This is a genomic window from Oceanobacillus sp. FSL W7-1304, from assembly GCF_037969805.1.
In the GTDB taxonomy this organism is placed as follows: domain Bacteria; phylum Bacillota; class Bacilli; order Bacillales; family Amphibacillaceae; genus Oceanobacillus; species Oceanobacillus profundus.
Window position 1 is genome coordinate 3,925,391 of sequence record NZ_CP150211.1, and the last position, 16,875, is coordinate 3,942,265.

Below are 16,875 nucleotides of genomic sequence, written 5' to 3' on the forward strand. Positions count from 1 at the left end.
TGTTGCAAAAATTTCTAAAAAGGAGAAAAAACAATGGATAAGATAGATACCTTAATTACAAATGCCAATATACTAACACTTGACGAGCAAAATAGTATTGCTCATTCATTAGCTATTACTGATGGTCGAATTATTGAAATATGGCAAGAATCAGAACCACCAGCTTCAGTCCGAATAACGTCAAATACTGAAGTTCTTAACTTAAAAGGAAAAACATTAATTCCTGGTTTCATCGACACACATAACCACATTCTAATGTACTCACTGAATAAAAATAAGGTTAATTGCAGTACACCACCGAATGAAAGTATTGATGATATATTACAACGAATTAAAGTGAAAGCAAATTCTACTCCGAAAGGACAATGGTTGGAAGGATACGGTTATGATGATACACTTTTAAAAGAACAGAGACATCCAACAAGGGAAGAGCTAGACCAGATTGCACCTGATCACCCAGTATTTATTACGCATATTTCGAGTCATTTCGCAGCTGTCAATTCAAAGGCTTTGGAACTAGCTGGTGTTGATGAACAAATAAAGAACCCCCAGGGAGGCTTTTTTGGGCGTGATAAAAACGGACGTTTAGATGGAGTGCTTCATGAAATACCTGCGTTGGAATATGTTCAAAAAGTAATTCCAGTTCCCACGGTAGATGAGATGGTAGCGGCACTGGGAGAAGGCTCAAAGGATTATTTAGCCCAAGGGATTACAACAAATGCGGATGCCGGAGTAGGTTTGTTCCTTGGTGAATCAGAATTAGAAGCTCATCTGATAGCAGCACAAAAAGGTATCAATCCAATGCATTCACAATTAATGATTATACACACACTTCTACGAGAGGGAGAGAAGTTTGGTAATTACACAGCAGAACAATTAAATGAAGAAATAATGAATGCATCTAACGGTAAAGCATGCCTGGACAGTGCGAAAATGTTTCAGGATGGATCCATCCAAGGCTTAACTGGTGCTCTAAGAGAACCTTATTATAATAATGCAGATGTTGTTGGAGAATTACTTCATTTTCAGGAAGCGTTTAACGAAGAAATATTAGACTTACACAAGCGAGGATTCCGTGTGACCATTCATGGCAATGGAGATCGAGCAATAGGATCCATTTTAGAAGGATATGCTTTCGCTCAAGAAAAGTCACCAAGAGATGACCATCGTCACCGGATAGAGCATGTGCAAACGGCAACAATTGATGATCTTGACAATATGCAGAAACTCCGTGTAGCTGGTTCGGTCTTTATTAATCATGTCTATTACTGGGGAGACCGTCATAAGCGGCTTTTCCTTGGTCCAGAACGTTCTAGAAGAATAAGTCCGTTAGCGGATATTGTAAAACGAGATATTTTATTTACGTTACATTCCGATTGTCCAGTCACTCCGATTTCACCGCTATTTTCTGTTTGGGCAGCTGTAAACCGCCTAACGAAAGAAGGGGAAGTGCTGGGGCCAGAACAAAAAATCGATGTCGTAACGGCATTAAAATCAATGACCATTTATGGGGCATATATGAATTTTAGTGAAGATACTGTGGGAAGTATTGAAATAGGAAAACGTGCAGATTTTGCTGTATTAGATAAAGATCCAACAAACGTGGATCCACTTGAAATCAAAGATATCACAGTGGAAGCAACACTAATTGACGGAAAAAAAGTATACGAAAAACAGGGCGCTTTGTTGGGATAAAACGCATTATCGAGCTTTTTATTATTACAATAAAATTGTAAACCACCGTAACAGATTTCTCTGATACGGTGGTTTTTATAGGTTAGGATATTCTAGGTCTAAGTATTGAAGCTATTAGATTTAAGGATGGCTTGGTTTGAAAGAACTATGATGATACATTTTCCAAATCGTCTTCCATATCAGCTGCTTCTTGTTTATCCTTAAAGTCTCCTAAAATCAAATGATCTAGCTCTGCCTTAGGGATTGCTCGAATATGTTTAAATTTAACTAGGAAAAAGAGGGCTCCTAGAATTAGCCAAACAAATAAAGCAATCCATGAAGGGGTGCTCAAAAATCCAGGTGAACCTGGTACGATTAACAATAGTAGGAATCCGGCACTGCTTAGGATACCTAATAGACATAGAAACTTTCTTCCAGGGGAGACAGTAGCACGTTTATTGTTCCTTTTATTATTACTGTCTGACCACTTGAATAATCGATATGCTATAAAGCAAGTATAGAAGTATGCGATGGTGACTCCAAGGGCGGACATATCAACAACCCATAATAATGCTTCTCGCCCAAAGAAAGGGGCAAAAAGCGTGAATGCTAATGTGAACAAAATACCAGCATGAGGTGTTTTATGGGAGCGGTGCAATTTTCCAAAAGCTGCAGGAATAACTTTCGCTCTCCCCATGGCAAACAATAAACGGCTAGCAGACATGTAAAACCCATTCAGTCCTGTCAGAATACCCATAATTAATGCAAACGATAATAAGATAACACCAATTGTTCCGTAAGCATTTTCAACAATCATAGCTGTTCCCCACACTGACCCGGCTTGAACAGCTTCCATCCATGGTTGACCAATTCCAGTTGCAATAACAGTCATTGAGTAAGTAAGAGCTGCAAAAACTAAGGCAATAACGATAATACGAAAAGCTTTTTTGGGGGAAAAGTTAAACTCTTCTGCAGCCTGTGGTATGTTGTCAAAACCAATATAAGCCCATGGTGCAATTGCAATTATTGCTGCTATCGATGCAATAGAACCGACTCCGGGCTGAAAGAGAGGTTGTAAATTGGAAAAGGAACTTGTAGGATGAATAATCATAGCGATGGTTAATAGCAAAACTCCGCCAAATAAGCAGACGCAAAACACAAACTGACTAAATGCAGAAGAACTTGCACCCCGGATATTGACAAGGGCGAAAATAGCTAATGCAGCACAGGCTACAATAACTTCTCCGGTGTAAACCTCCCAACCGGCAATTGTATACATGTAACCTTGTTCTACAACCATTGGGAAAACGAATTTTCCTAGAAGTGCTAGAGCAGAAGCATTAAGCGCAACAATTGCAACATACCCTAACGTTAGAAACCATCCACAAATAAAAGCATGATATCTGCCTAAACCATAATAAGCGTATGCGAACCCTCCTCCAGTTACTGGCAGCTTTTCGATAAGAGAACTAAAGCTCACTCCGATAATAATCATAAGAATCGCACCAATTGAAAATCCAATAATTACCCCAAGTGGTCCAGCCATGGATAGCCAGTCTACTGGAAGCACAAAAGCTCCCCAACCAATAGCTGACCCAAATGCAATTGCCCAAACCCAATGTGGTTTCAATGTTTTGTTTAATTGCTGACGTTCTTCCATATTTCATTCTCCTTCCAAATTGTAAGCGTTATCAATTAAGCTATATAAATTAAAGCATGTCGTGTTTTAATAATCAATAAGTTTCAGAACTTTTAATCATTTGAATGTGTAATAGAAGTTATTGAGGAATTAAATAGTAATCAACCTCGTGAATGTTGAAGCTAGAGAAAAGTGATTTCCTTTGTATGAATACATACTATAAAACGGCTTTGCTTGTAATATGCAGTTTGTAACGAGACAATTGTATAGCTGAATCTTTACTGCACTTTTATTCATTGAAAGATGGTAAGCTATATAGTAAACGTCAGTAATTATAAAATTCATGTTATCAAATTGAAGAACAAAGGGTGGTTACAGGTGAGAAGCGTTCATAGTGATATTATTCAATTTCGCGGGAGACATTACGATTATGGCTATATGCAAGGTGAGCATCTGAAGAATTCTTTAATTATTAAAAACAGACATCGCGATTGGAGATTGAGAAGACCACGGTTTACGATTGACGAAGCTGAAGCCAAACAAGCATTTATGCGGTTTGCACCAGGAATATGGGAAGAACTGCTTGGTCTACGAGATGCTCTTCAACAGCCGATGTCGATGATTCTTCGCGATTTCGGCAATTATCGTGTTCAACCAGTCTATAGTGGCTGTTCGATTTTGACAGGGAAGGACTATATGATCCGAAATTATGATTATCATCCGAAAACCTATGAAGGGCGCTACAACCTATTCCAGCCGACCGATGGTGGATATGCTGTCATCGGACCTTCTCAACGTGTTACTGGTCGGATGGATGGCATGAATGAAAAAGGACTCGTAATGGGGTACAACTTCATGCATCGTAAAGATCCAGGCGATGGATTTATTTGTCATATGATTGGTAGAATTATTTTAGAGATGTGTGCGACTACAGAAGAAGCAATTGAGCTTGTGAAGGAGATACCACACCGGACTTCGTTTAGTTACATTGTGTTAGATGAAAAGGAAGAAACCTATGTAATTGAAGCAACGCCAAGGTCTGTTCAAGTACATCAATCGAATGTCTGTACGAATCACTTTGAGGTTCTCCAGCATGAAAATCGTCGTTTTATCGCAGAGTCACAAGAACGACTCAATGCAATCAACAACCAGAAAGCGCAAGCAACAGATGCGTATAAAGCATTTCGACTGTTGAATGATACGGATAAAGGGGTGTTTGTAAGCAACTACAAAAGCTGGTCAGGTACATTACATACATCGGCATATTTTCCAAAAGAAAAACAGGCATGGATTGCACTTGGAGGAGATCAGGAGCCAGTAAAAATTGATTTTGAATCCTGGTTGAGTGGCAAAAATCTAGAACGGAGTAAAATCTTTGGGGAGATAGATACTAGCTCTGGATTTGCTCATATGGATGAAAATCCACGTTAAGAATAAATAAATCTCTTCAATTTTAATCGCAAATATTACGGATAGTTGGGATAGTGTGAAGCATACCTACTATGTATAAACGGATAGGAAAAAGGGATTTCCCACTAAAAAGAGTTCGTGGAAAATCCCTTTATACTTAATCTTCTGGATTGATGACCATCTCTACGCGGCGATTTTTACTTCTGCCATCTTCATCTTCATTTGATTCAATTGGAGCTGTCTCGCCATATCCTTCTGTATGAATCGTTAAATGGCTAATATCACCATGCTCCTCCAAATAATGAAAGACAGATTCAGCTCGTTCTAAAGATAAATTCAGATTATACGATGTCTCACCTTGATTGTCCGTATGGCCATTGATATGAACAGTTGTCTCAGGCTCTAATTCTTCTAATTCAGCAAGAATCCCATCTAATGTCTCTTGCGAACTATCTTTTAATGTGCTTTCATCAAAATCAAACAACAGATCATCAGGAACTTGCATCTTAATTTCTTCATCTGCCACAGTTAAATCCACTTTTTCTGGTGGTTCCATGTCTGGTATATCTAATTCAATAGTCTTTTCAAGATAACGTTTTCCATCATCAGTGGTTTGCAAAAGGTCTCCTTCTAACTTCCCAAAGTCTTCACCATAGGCTGCTAGAACATCATCCCAAGAATTTTGATCGGCATGGACTTGAATTGGGATATACATGCCTGGGCGCAATGATAGATAAGGTATTTTAAGTGCGAAGGAACCATCTGGATTTACATTCGTATAATCATAAGAAAATGGAACAATAACATCGGTCGCGTTCATTAAATCGCCACCTAACCATGTTCCTTCAAGTAGATTACTTTTTCCGTGTATATAGATGAATTTATGATCAGTAGTTACATCAACATTCATCCATATATTCGATTCTCCATAATCCGCAGGGAGTTCACTCCATTTGGGCGTTTCGATTGGGAGTGTGTACGGGATGTCCTTGTTTGCATCTAATAAAATGCTAGCCCTAACCTCATATTGCTCGCTTTGTGATGTTTTATAACGTTGGGGTCCTGTAACTTGGTTGAAGTATACACCATAATGTTTTGTCGTATCCTCACCCAGAGAAGATAATCGGAAATCGATTATCGCATTTCCTTCATAGCCGGGATATTCAAAACGGAAAGAGCCATCCTTTTGTACCTCAGCATTCTTCATAAAAGCTGCAATCGGTAATGTACTATTTCCGGAAGAGTTAATAATCGAGCCTGGCAATAGGTTGCTTTGACCTTCTACAATGATTTGATCATCCTCTACTATCATTTCGCCCCCGATCCAAACCTTTAGGTTGCCAATATCTTCTTTATAATCTATTGGACTTTCTTTAGGTTCTTTCTGACCTTCCGTTTCTTTGGATTTGCTTTGTTCCTCACCAGAACCATTCTCTTTTGCTTTGGATGAATTCGGTTCCTCATTTGTAGTATCTTTGCAGCCTGCAAGAAAGATCAGTAAGACAAAAAATGCTATGTAAATGTAAGACCTTTTCAAATTCAGCTCACCTTCTCCATATTCATTTAGCTTATTGTAGGAAAATTATAAAATTGCCTCACTATAGATTACCATATTCAGATATGGAATAAAAGAGGCATTTGTAGTAAGGGGAGGGGGTATAATTACTTTACAATAATTGATGACATACTAAATAAGAAGACCAGAAATGATGGCCTTCTTATTTTATACTTACTTTTTCTTCAACGTATGGAATTGTTAGTGGACCAAGTGGAAGAACAGCAATTGTCATCGTGTCACCATGCTTTTTCTTCAAATCTTCTATAGTTTGTTCAATGTTATTAGTAGGCTTTAGCATTGCATTTTTTACTTGTTGATCGGATAGTTTAGAATAAACGTAAACATCAGCCCAAACTTGGATAACGGCTTGCTTCTGAACCTGCCACTGATCAAACATTTTAAATTCAGGATCATTAATCATATCCAGCAATTTTTGTGGACTTTCAGCCATGTCAAATATTTTTGCATAGTTGCCGTGATCAGGCAAACCATCCGAACATTCGGATGCGACAATAATAGAGCCGCCTTCCTTCACAATTTTATGTGCAGCACTCATTCCCTTTACAGCTTGATATAAATTCTGATCAAGTGGGTAGCCAGAATTGGATGTTATGACAACATCAAAGCGTTCATCACAGCGGAACATTGCATGCTCTTTTGCAAATGCACACCCGAGATCATGTGATTCGTACAATTCCCCTGCAAACACATTTGTAATCTCTTTTTCTCGGTTCAATGTAACGTTTAACATGAAATCTGGTTTACATAGACTATTAATTTCACGAGTCATATCTTGGACTGGATTATTCTCCATGTTGCCCCACGTAGAAAGAGGGTCACCAATCATTCGGGCATTATGAAATGTCAAAATTGTTTCAATACCCGCGATCCCTGGCATGATACCTTTTGGACCTCCAGAAAACCCAGCAAAGAAATGTGGTTCAATAAAACCTGTTACAATTCGAAAATCTGATTCAACATATTCTTTATTAAGGTAGACATCACAACCAAATTTGCTTCTTCCAAGGTTAACAAGTGTATCCTTATCATGACATTGATTATTTATGATTCGAATATTGTCTACTACCCAATCTCCCAGCATCTGAACAAACTCTTCTCTTGTTTGGTCACGATGGGTTCCGGTTCCATTAATAATGACAAAGTTTTCTAATGGGACATGATTTAATTCCTCAATCAGCAGGGGGACGAGTATATGATTTGGTGTTGGTCTTGTAATATCACTTATTACAATGGATACCGTATCCGTTGATTTAACGGACTCTTTTAAAGATCCAGAACCAATTGGATTTCGCAATGCTTTTCGGATTGCTTCTTTTTCATTCTCAAGTTTTGGCAAATTTGTTGGCTCAATAAGGAAAGCGTTGTCCGGCAATTCTAATGAAATACCATGCTTTCCATATAACAGTTCTGTCTTCATGATGCATACCTCATTTCATTAATAATTTTTTTCTTATTTGTGCTGACGGGCAACAGGATCTACTCGTATTAAATCATATACGACTAAATATCACTATAGGATAGCGCTTTCTTTGATGTTAATCGTTGACTGCATGCCTCTCTTGGGTGCCCGAAGTGCTTTCAGCATTATTCAGACCAAGATCTTCCCGTGTACCATCAATTCCTCTTTTTCGTTGATATTTATCCATTAAAATAACACCTATTGGACAGAGTAAGGAAGTAGTGATTGTGGATATCGAAATCTGAGCGGTAGCAATAGGGACAATGTTTTGGATTGCTTCTAGCTCTGCTTGTGTCATTGCTCCTGCGCCAACAGCTACAGCTGCTGCGGCTGCAATGGCGGCCGGTGTTGCAGCCGCATTTCCTGCTGTAGAAGCTTCTGAAATGGGTGCAATAAAGCTTTTTTCTTTAAATAATTTAAACATAAGAATTCCCATCCCAGCTGAGCAAACGAAAGTAAGTATCGCAAGTATCAAACCACCTGCAAGAACTGTTGGATTAAAGAAGTTTGCCAAATCCATACCTGCTCCTAGTGCAAATGCAAAAAATGGGATTGTAATCGATTCCCCAGGTTTTAAAAACTCTCGTATTTTCGGATCCAAGTTTCCTAAAAGCATACCAATTCCGATAGGTAATAAAACAGCTATGAATGATATCATTGGGAAAGCAGTACCTAATACACCAAGTGCAACTAACGTGAAGAACGGTCCATCATTGATTGCAAGGATAGAAAGCCCGCCGACATCAGACCTGTTTCCAAATTTACCTGTTAATGCTGCATACATTCCACTATTACTATTTGTCATCCCAGCAATTAATGCAAGCGTCGAAAGTCCGAACAATCCACTCATCGGATCGAAAAAGTATCCGAAAGCCATGCCGACTGCCACGCCAGCAAAATATTTCGATCCAGTTAGGAGGACACCTTTTTTTAATGCCTTTCCACCAACTTTTAAATTCATTTGGCTTCCAACACAAAATAGAAATAAAGCAATTAATACAAGTGCGCTATCCTTAAACAGCTCCTGAGAGAAACCACCGATTTGTAAAAACTCGTAATAGCCTTCCTCCGTTTGGGGTGCACCGAGGAATTTTAAAACGTTCATTACTGCAGGTATATGCATTTGGTCAATTGTATTTAAAAAAGCTCCTAATAAAAGCGGAACGACCATAAGTCCTCCGGGTACTTTTTCTATCGTATCTTTTATGTTCATCAAATCGTTCCTCCTTTTGATATTTTTAAAAATAGGATTATAATATTAGCTTCAATGAATCAATTAACAGACTGGACCATTATAGTTATGTTACAGGAAGTCCATTCGCAGTAGTGTCGCTATTTGCTTTATTGTTATGGTTGTTAGAATAAAAGTAAGCTCGAACAACCTGTTCGGTACTTTGTTCTAATAATCCAGCTGCATTTGTAATTGATTCCTTTAGGGTCATTGGCTGATTGATTATGCTATGAATGCTCACAATACCAAATTCATGCAGTGCTTCAATGCCATTTCCGATTGAACCAGCTATAATAATTGTCGGAACATCCTGGCTTTTTGCGGCTTGCGCAACGCCGAGCGGAGTTTTGCCTGATGCGGTTTGTCCATCTACTTTACCTTCTCCGGTAATAACTAAATCTGTATTTGGCAAGAATTCGCTGAATTTACTGTACTCTAACACAACATCGATTCCTCGTTTAACCTTACATGGGAAGAAAGCTTGAAAGGCTCCTCCAATTCCTCCTGCTGCCCCTGCACCAGGCAGGTTGTGTAAGTGGATTCCTGTAAGCTTGGCAACATGATCGGCCCAATGGGTAAGATGTTGGTCAAGCGTTTCAACCATTTCTGGAGTTGCCCCTTTTTGTGGACCAAAAACAAAGGAGGCACCGTTTGGACCGATAAGCGGATTTTCTACATCAGAAGCAATTAAAAAGTTGCAAGCTTTAATACGCGAATCGAAAGAATCATCCTCTATTAAAGCGATCTTATTTAATTCACCACCACCATATCCGATTTCATTACCATCTTTAGTGCATAACTTTAATCCAAGTGCTTGGAGCATTCCAGCCCCGCCATCATTGGTTGCTGATCCACCGATGGCAATGATAAACGAAGTAAATCCATCATCCAACGCTTGTTTTATCAACTGGCCAGTTCCATATGTTGTTGCTTTTAAAGGAGAAAGCTGTTCATCCGTAAGAAGTGTAAGTCCTGATGCTGTTGCCATTTCAATGACACAGGTTTTCTTATCTCCTAAAACACCATAGGATGACTTCACTTCATCCCCTAAAGGTCCGATCACTGTGACGTTTCGTATCTCGCCTTTTGTCGCAGTGACAAGTGTTTCTAATGTCCCCTCGCCACCATCTGCAACAGGTAGCATCACTGTTTCCGCTTTTGGAAAAGCCTTTTTGATTCCTCTATCGATTGAATTAGCAGCATCAACCGCACGTAAACTCCCTTTAAATGAGTCTGGTGCTATAATAATTTTCACACAATCACATCCTGGTAAACGTTTTCATTATCTGTAGATTAAATTATACGAATCTTGACTAAAAATGTATATGGTTATACCATATGAAAAATAGGAAGTGAATCCGACATTTTTTGTACGTATCGACTAAAGGGGATGATGAATCATGGAAATGATAACAAAAGAAATTGCAAAGACAATCGTTAGAGAAACTTCTTTACGTTTAGGTCGTAACGTTAATATTATGGATATGGATGGAACTATTATTGCCACAAAGGATGAAAAAAGATTACATACGGTTCATGAAGGAGCAGTTGAGGTATTAAAAAATGGGAAATCCCTTACAATCTATTCACATCAGGATGAAGCATGGGAAGGAGCGCAACCGGGTATTAATTTACCAATTGTTTTCAAAGAGAGAATTATCGGAGTGATTGGGATAACAGGCAATCCAGATGAAATGGGAGATATTGCAGAATTAGTAAAGATGGCGACAGAGCTTATGATTAACCAAGAGTTTATTGCTTCACAGCTTGAATGGAAACAACGTACAAAAGAAATGATAATTGAACAACTGCTAAAACGTTCTCCTTCCTATGATGTAATGAATCGAGGACTAAGTATGCTGAAATTAGAACTTATTCCACCTTTCACAGCTATTGTCATTCGAATAGATGAACTTAAGATTCCCAAGCAGGATTTTATTCAGAGTTTGGAGAAGGTATTTGGCGAAACGTATGTAATAACAGGATTTATCAGTCTTAATCAAATCTTTATTGCAACAACGGGACTTGAAGAGAGGGACCTGCTGACTAACATCCAATCACTTGGGCGGCTTTTAAAGAAGCTAAAAATAAAATTTAGAATGTCTTATAGCTTAATGTTTCACGAATTGCAACAATTAAACAAAGCCTACTCTGATTGTAAGCTTGCCTTAAGGATAGGCGATCCTAAAACAGAGATTATTTCATTTGCTCAATTAGAAGTGAGGGCATTATTGTATCAAATTGATAAGTCTGTTGGAAAAAGGTTCTCTAACAGAATATTGCAATGTGTGGACAAAACAAAAGCAGGAACGTTAGAGGCGTTTTTTGCAAATGATTTGAATATCCAAAAAACGGCTGATGCGTTATTTTTGCATCGTAATACGCTAATTTATCGGATAAATAAGATTGCTAATGAGACAGGTTATGATCCGAGGAAGTTTAATGATGCATTAATATTACAGGTTGCTTTGTGGATTTATGAACAGGAGTAAAAAGAGCTTAACTTCTGGAAAGTATAGCACAAAATAAAAAGTGGATATTTCTTTGCATTAGCCGGTTTCGTATAAAATACTTAAAACCGGCAGCAGAAAGAATTTATCCAGAGCTTTTAACATAAATTTTAAACAATACCTTTCGAATCAGTGCCCCAACACCTAACCCAATTGGAAGAAATAATATAGGCAGCCACATCGGTCCAATGTATACACCAAATATTGTAAGTGTGGGAGAAAAAATTAAGCCTACTGTAACAAAATAGGCTGAAAATACAAGGGGGAGGTAAGCGAAAGGTTTTTCACCACCTCCGGCATCTTTATAAGCATCCCAGATAGCAAAGAAATATAAACAGGGGTAAAACATCAGCCATAAATAATTTGTCTGTGCAATGGCCTCTTCGATTTTCATATTAAAGCTAAGTACAATAATGGTGTTAAAATTCCCCATTACATTAACTAAAAACTCTAATCCAATTAGTACGAAACCTTTCATATATTTACGATTTAAAAGTTGACCGAATCCTGGTAAAGCAATACTCCACAGAAGTACTTCAAGTTTTTTACTTTTTAAATCTGCCCTTTTTTCCATTTTTAACCTACTTAGCTAACCCTTTTCGATCAGCTGCCATTGGTGGTTGCTCCATCCAGCCATTTTCAATCATAATAGAAGCACCGTCATTTGCATAATTAGCTATTTCTACCATTAAACGGCTGTATTGAACCGCTATATCGTGTCTGGGACTTAAGGACATAGACATTCCATATTGGCCAATACCAGATGCAATTAACGACGATGTTAAAACCATCATGAACTTATCTGAAAAAGGAGGGTCAGTAGATTCAGTTACTTCTGGAGTCAGCAAGATTGTACCGTCTGATAAATAGCTATTGCTTAAAATAGAGTTAAAAACTTCTATATGTTTTTTGGATATTTCACGGCCTCTTTCAAAATACTTTCGTACATCCTTTGACTGGGCAACTTGACTAAAACCGGTCATAACAGCTTGCCCCAGTGAATTTCTTCGTGCATTGAACACTAGATTTGTTATTTCGGACCCTAATAATGGGCGTCTGTCTGTCAGCCATCCTGCAGTGAAGCTTTCCTTTTTAACAAAGTCAATTTGACTGGGAGTCGGTATGTGTGGCGCACGGATATGGATACCTATCTCTTTTGAAAATTCTTTTGTTTTCATGTGTAGTTCTTCAGAGTCTGATAAACAATCAGCGTAGAATTGCAGTAAATCACTTCTGACAGCAGTCGTCAAAGAGGCGACATGACTAGCTAAATTGACAACGGTCATATTGAATACAAAAGCAAGATAAAGCTTATCAGAGAATAGACGGGGTGCATTTAAATTTACGTCTTTCTCTGTAAACCCCTGTGGAACTGGATAATCCTCTTTCCTGAAAAAGTCGGTTGTTTTTTCAAGCTGCTGTTCTGATAATGTGAGTGCATTTTCAATTATGCTGCGGATATCTTCATTGTCGACATGCATTAAAAAATACTTTAAACCACATATGGCCATTGAATTACTTTGATAGCCAGCCCATAAAGTTGAAATCTCTGGAGCCGTTAATTTAATGTTATCATGATTTCCCATACGTATTTATTCCTCTCATAAAGTGTTCGCTCATTTTCTTCCGTTAGTTTCTGACTAATAATATTATTTATGCACGGATATAAGCTATTTCTTGTTTCGGCTTTAAGAGAGTTATAAAGATTTCACATCCAACGTTTGAATAAATCGAATAAAAGCTCGTACAATGTTCATTTGTAATGCATCTTCATGATAATACATCCATGTTTTTCTTATCATTGGCTCTCCAGATGGTAGCATAATTGGTTTTATAAAAAGTTCTGTATAAGGACGAACAACTAAATTTGCGATAATCGCATAGCCTAGTCCGTTTACAATCATTTCTTTACAGGTTTCTACTTGATTAACTTGAATGGTAATATTAGCCCTTTGTGAATAGTTATGGAACCACCATTCATCCACCATGCTTTTCATATGCTCGTCAGTGCGGTAATCAATCCGTGGCATGCGCGGCAGTTCCTCCCACTTGAAATCCCATGGAGATGCAATACATACTTCTTCTTCGTATAAAAGCTCTTTGTTTTCTTTCCATGGATAGTCCCCTTTAATAAAGCTAATATGCACCTCATTGTTTAAAATTAGTCGATGCATTTCACTACTCCACCCGGTTACCATTTGACACTCAACATTTGGATATTCTTTTTTAAAAAGACGTAATAATTTCGGCATCTTATTTAATGCAAAAAAATTCGAAACACCAACTCGTAACGTACCTGTTACTTGATTTTTCATGTTATTAATTTTCTCTTCAATCTTCCGTTGTTCCCGAAGCATATTTTGTGCATGCTGTGCTAAATGCTCTCCTTCAGGTGTGAATGTAACACCTCTGCGCTTTCGGAGAATGAGCTGTACACCGTAGTGCTCTTCTAATTTTTGAATCCTTGATGTTAATGTGGGCTGTGATAAAAAAAGATGCTCTGCTGCTTTTGTAATATTTTCAGTAGAATATAGTGCAGCCAGCATTTCCCAATCTTGATAGTTCATCCTTAATCGCCTCACTTTTATGAGCTATAGAAAAAATCAATGGCTAATTATTAATATTATATATTTTTATAATTTTCAATTCAATATTATAATGAAATTGGAAATGGTTTGAAAGCGCTGTCTGTTTGGTGATGTAGTGAGCCGAATTGTTCGTCATAGTATTTTCTGAGATTTTAAAAAAGCTAGGGGGATATTCATGGAAACAAAAGCAAAATATGTGCCAGGTCTGGAAGGGGTAATTGCAGCAGAGACGTCCATTTCGTTTCTTGATGTGGAGAAGGAACAAATCATTATTCAAGGCTATGATCTGATTGAGCTATCGAAACGTAAAGATTATGCTGAAATCGTGCATCTCTTATTAGAAGGGGAACTGCCAACAGCAGCTGAGAAAGCGAAGTTAGAAGAGATATTGAAGGATTATTATGATGTGCCTTCAAATGTGATGGATGTACTTCGATTATTGCCGGAGCAAACACATCCAATGGATGGGATGCGTACTGGTTTGTCTGTTTTAGCAGGATTCGATGAGGCGATTGAAGATCGAACATTGCCAGCTAATAAAAAACGAGCTTATCAATTGCTGGGTCAGCTTCCGACGATAACGGTGAATAGTCACCGGATAATAAATGGACAAGAACCGGTTTATCCACTTCAGGATTTATCCTACAGCGCAAATTTTTTGTACATGATTACTGGTGAAAAGCCTTCTGAGTTAGAAGTAGAAATTTTTGACCGTTTGCTTCTATTGTATAGTGAGCACGAAATGCCGAATTCTACATTTGCTGCACGTGTGATTGCGTCCACGAACTCGGATATCTATGGAGCGTTAACCGGGGCAATTGCTTCTTTAAAAGGAAATTTACATGGCGGGGCAAACGAAGCTGTGATGTATATGTTAAATGAAGTAAAAACCGTATCAGAATTTGAAGAACTGCTACTGAAGAAATTACAAAAGAAAGAAAAGATTATGGGGTTCGGTCATCGTGTATATATGAAAAAAATGGATCCAAGAGCATTGATTACGAAAGAAGCATTAAGGCAGCTATGTGAAAAAGACGGGGATTATCTGTTGCTTGAAATGTGTGAGGCAGGCGAAAAGGTTATGGAGAAAGAAAAAGGACTTTATCCAAATCTTGACTACTATGCAGCACCAGTTTATTGGAAACTGGGAATCCCAATCCCACTATATACGCCAATCTTTTTTAGTGCGAGAACAGCAGGACTGGCAGCACATGTCATTGAACAGCATGAAAATAATCGATTGTTCCGGCCGCGAGTTAATTACACTGGCGCACGGCATGTTTGATAAACAAAAAAAAGAATGTAAGGGAAAGGATGCTTATCATGTTACAAACGGATACTTATAAAAAGACAGATGCATTAATAGAGGAAATTGTAGATTACGTTTTGAATAAAGATATAACGAGTGAAGAAGCATATTCAACAGCCCACCATGTACTAATCGATACATTAGGATGCGGAATTCTTGCACTTGATTATCCAGAGTGTACGAAGCTGCTCGGACCAGTTGTTCCTGGTACAGTTGTTCCAAATGGTGTGCGCGTGCCTGGGACATCTCATGTACTTGATCCAATTCAGGGAGCATTTAATATTGGAACAATGATTCGCTGGCTTGACTATAACGATACGTGGCTTGCTGCAGAGTGGGGACACCCCTCAGACAACTTAGGTGGAATTTTAGCAGTTGCTGATTATCTCAGTCAAGTTAGAATTCAGAAGGGGAAAGAGCCGCTAAAGGTGGAAGATGTACTGGAAATGATGATTAAGGCACATGAAATTCAAGGTGTGCTTGCGTTAGAAAATAGCTTGAATCGTGTAGGACTTGATCATGTTCTATATGTAAAAATAGCAACAACAGCTGTTGTAACAAAAATGCTTGGTGGTGGACGTGAAGAAATCACGAATGCATTGACAAATGCCTGGATTGATAATTCAAGCTTACGTACGTATCGTCACGCTCCGAATACTGGTTCACGGAAGTCTTGGGCTGCTGGAGACGCGACAAGCAGGGCAGTACGCTTAGCTCTGATGGCAATGAAAGGAGAAATGGGCTATCCGACAGCATTAAGCGCACCTGGCTGGGGATTCCAAGACGTACTATTTAACAAGCAGGAATTAGTTCTTAGTCAGCCGCTCGACAGTTACGTAATGGAAAATGTGTTGTTTAAAGTTTCCTTCCCAGCTGAATTCCATGCACAAACAGCAGCCGAAGCAGCGGTAAAGCTTCATCCTGAAGTAGTCAATCGTATAGGTGAGATTGATAAAATTACAATTACAACGCATGAATCAGCGATTCGGATTATTGATAAAAAGGGTCCGCTCAATAACCCGGCCGATCGTGATCACTGCTTGCAGTATATTACAGCAATTGGACTTTTAGAAGGAGATATTCGCGCTGAGCACTATGAGGATGATTTTGCTGCAAATCCAATTATTGACGGGTTGCGGGATAAAATGGTCGTTGTAGAAAATAAATCCTATACAGAGGATTATCTTGATCCGAGCAAGCGCTCGATTGCAAATGCGGTGCAGGTACATTTTACGGATGGCACAGTGACGGAAAATGTAGAGCGAGAATATCCATTAGGACATCGGTTCCGCAGAGATGAAGCAATACCTAAAATCATTGAGAAGTATGCAGCAAACCTTGCTACACATTACACGGAAAAACAGCGTAAGAAAATTGAAGAAGTTAGCTATGACTACAACAAGCTAGCAAAAATGAATGTCAATGAATTTGTAGAGTTATTTATTGCGCAATAAAGGGCTGTAATCCCCTAAAACA

At 38.5% G+C, this 16,875-nt stretch carries 13 protein-coding genes; 5 read left to right on the forward strand and 8 right to left on the reverse strand.

The window, feature by feature from the left end:
* Window positions 1-33: 33 nt before the first annotated feature.
* On the forward strand, window positions 34-1,695 hold the full coding sequence (locus tag NYE61_RS19405) for an amidohydrolase (protein WP_095311023.1): 1,662 nt from the start codon (window positions 34-36) through the stop codon (window positions 1,693-1,695).
* A 145-nt stretch (window positions 1,696-1,840) separates the two neighbouring features.
* Here the strand turns inward: NYE61_RS19405 and NYE61_RS19410 are convergent, their stop codons facing one another.
* Window positions 1,841-3,334, reverse strand: a complete 1,494-nt coding sequence (locus NYE61_RS19410) for an APC family permease (protein ID WP_095311021.1) — start codon at window positions 3,332-3,334, stop codon at window positions 1,841-1,843.
* A 357-nt stretch (window positions 3,335-3,691) separates the two neighbouring features.
* Between NYE61_RS19410 and NYE61_RS19415 the strand changes: the two genes are divergently transcribed.
* Complete coding sequence (locus tag NYE61_RS19415) at window positions 3,692-4,744, forward strand: C45 family peptidase (RefSeq protein ID WP_095311020.1); 1,053 nt, start codon at window positions 3,692-3,694, stop codon at window positions 4,742-4,744.
* Window positions 4,745-4,880: 136 nt separating this feature from the next.
* Here NYE61_RS19415 and NYE61_RS19420 read toward each other — a convergent pair whose 3' ends face one another.
* The 4 genes from NYE61_RS19420 to NYE61_RS19435 all read right to left on the reverse strand — a co-directional run bounded on the left by NYE61_RS19420 (window position 4,881) and on the right by NYE61_RS19435 (window position 10,247).
* Entirely contained in the window at window positions 4,881-6,260 is a 1,380-nt protein-coding gene (locus NYE61_RS19420) for an OmpA family protein (protein ID WP_095311018.1), read from the reverse strand.
* Between the two features lie 181 nt (window positions 6,261-6,441).
* A complete protein-coding gene (larA, locus tag NYE61_RS19425) occupies window positions 6,442-7,719 on the reverse strand; it encodes a nickel-dependent lactate racemase (protein ID WP_095311017.1) in 1,278 nt (425 codons plus the stop codon).
* Between the two features lie 118 nt (window positions 7,720-7,837).
* A complete protein-coding gene (locus NYE61_RS19430; protein WP_095311015.1) occupies window positions 7,838-8,974 on the reverse strand; it encodes a 2-keto-3-deoxygluconate permease in 1,137 nt (378 codons plus the stop codon).
* A gap of 85 nt (window positions 8,975-9,059) precedes the next feature.
* Window positions 9,060-10,247, reverse strand: a complete 1,188-nt coding sequence (locus NYE61_RS19435) for a glycerate kinase (protein ID WP_095311014.1) — start codon at window positions 10,245-10,247, stop codon at window positions 9,060-9,062.
* A 145-nt stretch (window positions 10,248-10,392) separates the two neighbouring features.
* On the opposite strand from NYE61_RS19435, the gene NYE61_RS19440 reads away from it, so the two are divergent.
* Entirely contained in the window at window positions 10,393-11,484 is a 1,092-nt protein-coding gene (locus tag NYE61_RS19440; RefSeq protein WP_095311012.1) for a sugar diacid recognition domain-containing protein, read from the forward strand.
* A 103-nt stretch (window positions 11,485-11,587) separates the two neighbouring features.
* On the opposite strand, the gene NYE61_RS19445 is transcribed toward NYE61_RS19440, so the two are convergent.
* The 3 genes from NYE61_RS19445 to NYE61_RS19455 all read right to left on the reverse strand — a co-directional run bounded on the left by NYE61_RS19445 (window position 11,588) and on the right by NYE61_RS19455 (window position 14,069).
* On the reverse strand, window positions 11,588-12,076 hold the full coding sequence (locus NYE61_RS19445) for a hypothetical protein (protein WP_095311010.1): 489 nt from the start codon (window positions 12,074-12,076) through the stop codon (window positions 11,588-11,590).
* A gap of 7 nt (window positions 12,077-12,083) precedes the next feature.
* Complete coding sequence (locus NYE61_RS19450; protein ID WP_303447526.1) at window positions 12,084-13,088, reverse strand: DUF3231 family protein; 1,005 nt, start codon at window positions 13,086-13,088, stop codon at window positions 12,084-12,086.
* A gap of 111 nt (window positions 13,089-13,199) precedes the next feature.
* The gene (locus NYE61_RS19455) at window positions 13,200-14,069 is read right to left on the reverse strand and encodes a LysR family transcriptional regulator (protein WP_095311006.1); all 870 of its coding nucleotides are present in this window, start codon (window positions 14,067-14,069) and stop codon (window positions 13,200-13,202) included.
* Window positions 14,070-14,265: 196 nt separating this feature from the next.
* Here NYE61_RS19455 and mmgD point away from each other — a divergent pair, with 196 nt between their 5' ends.
* Together mmgD and NYE61_RS19465 are read left to right on the forward strand one after the other, a co-directional pair.
* A complete protein-coding gene (mmgD, locus tag NYE61_RS19460) occupies window positions 14,266-15,375 on the forward strand; it encodes a citrate synthase (protein ID WP_303447527.1) in 1,110 nt (369 codons plus the stop codon).
* Window positions 15,376-15,413: 38 nt separating this feature from the next.
* Window positions 15,414-16,853 carry a bifunctional 2-methylcitrate dehydratase/aconitate hydratase gene (locus NYE61_RS19465; RefSeq protein ID WP_303447528.1) on the forward strand — a complete coding sequence of 480 codons (1,440 nt, stop codon included), beginning with the start codon at window positions 15,414-15,416 and terminating at the stop codon, window positions 16,851-16,853.
* Window positions 16,854-16,875 lie beyond the last annotated feature (22 nt).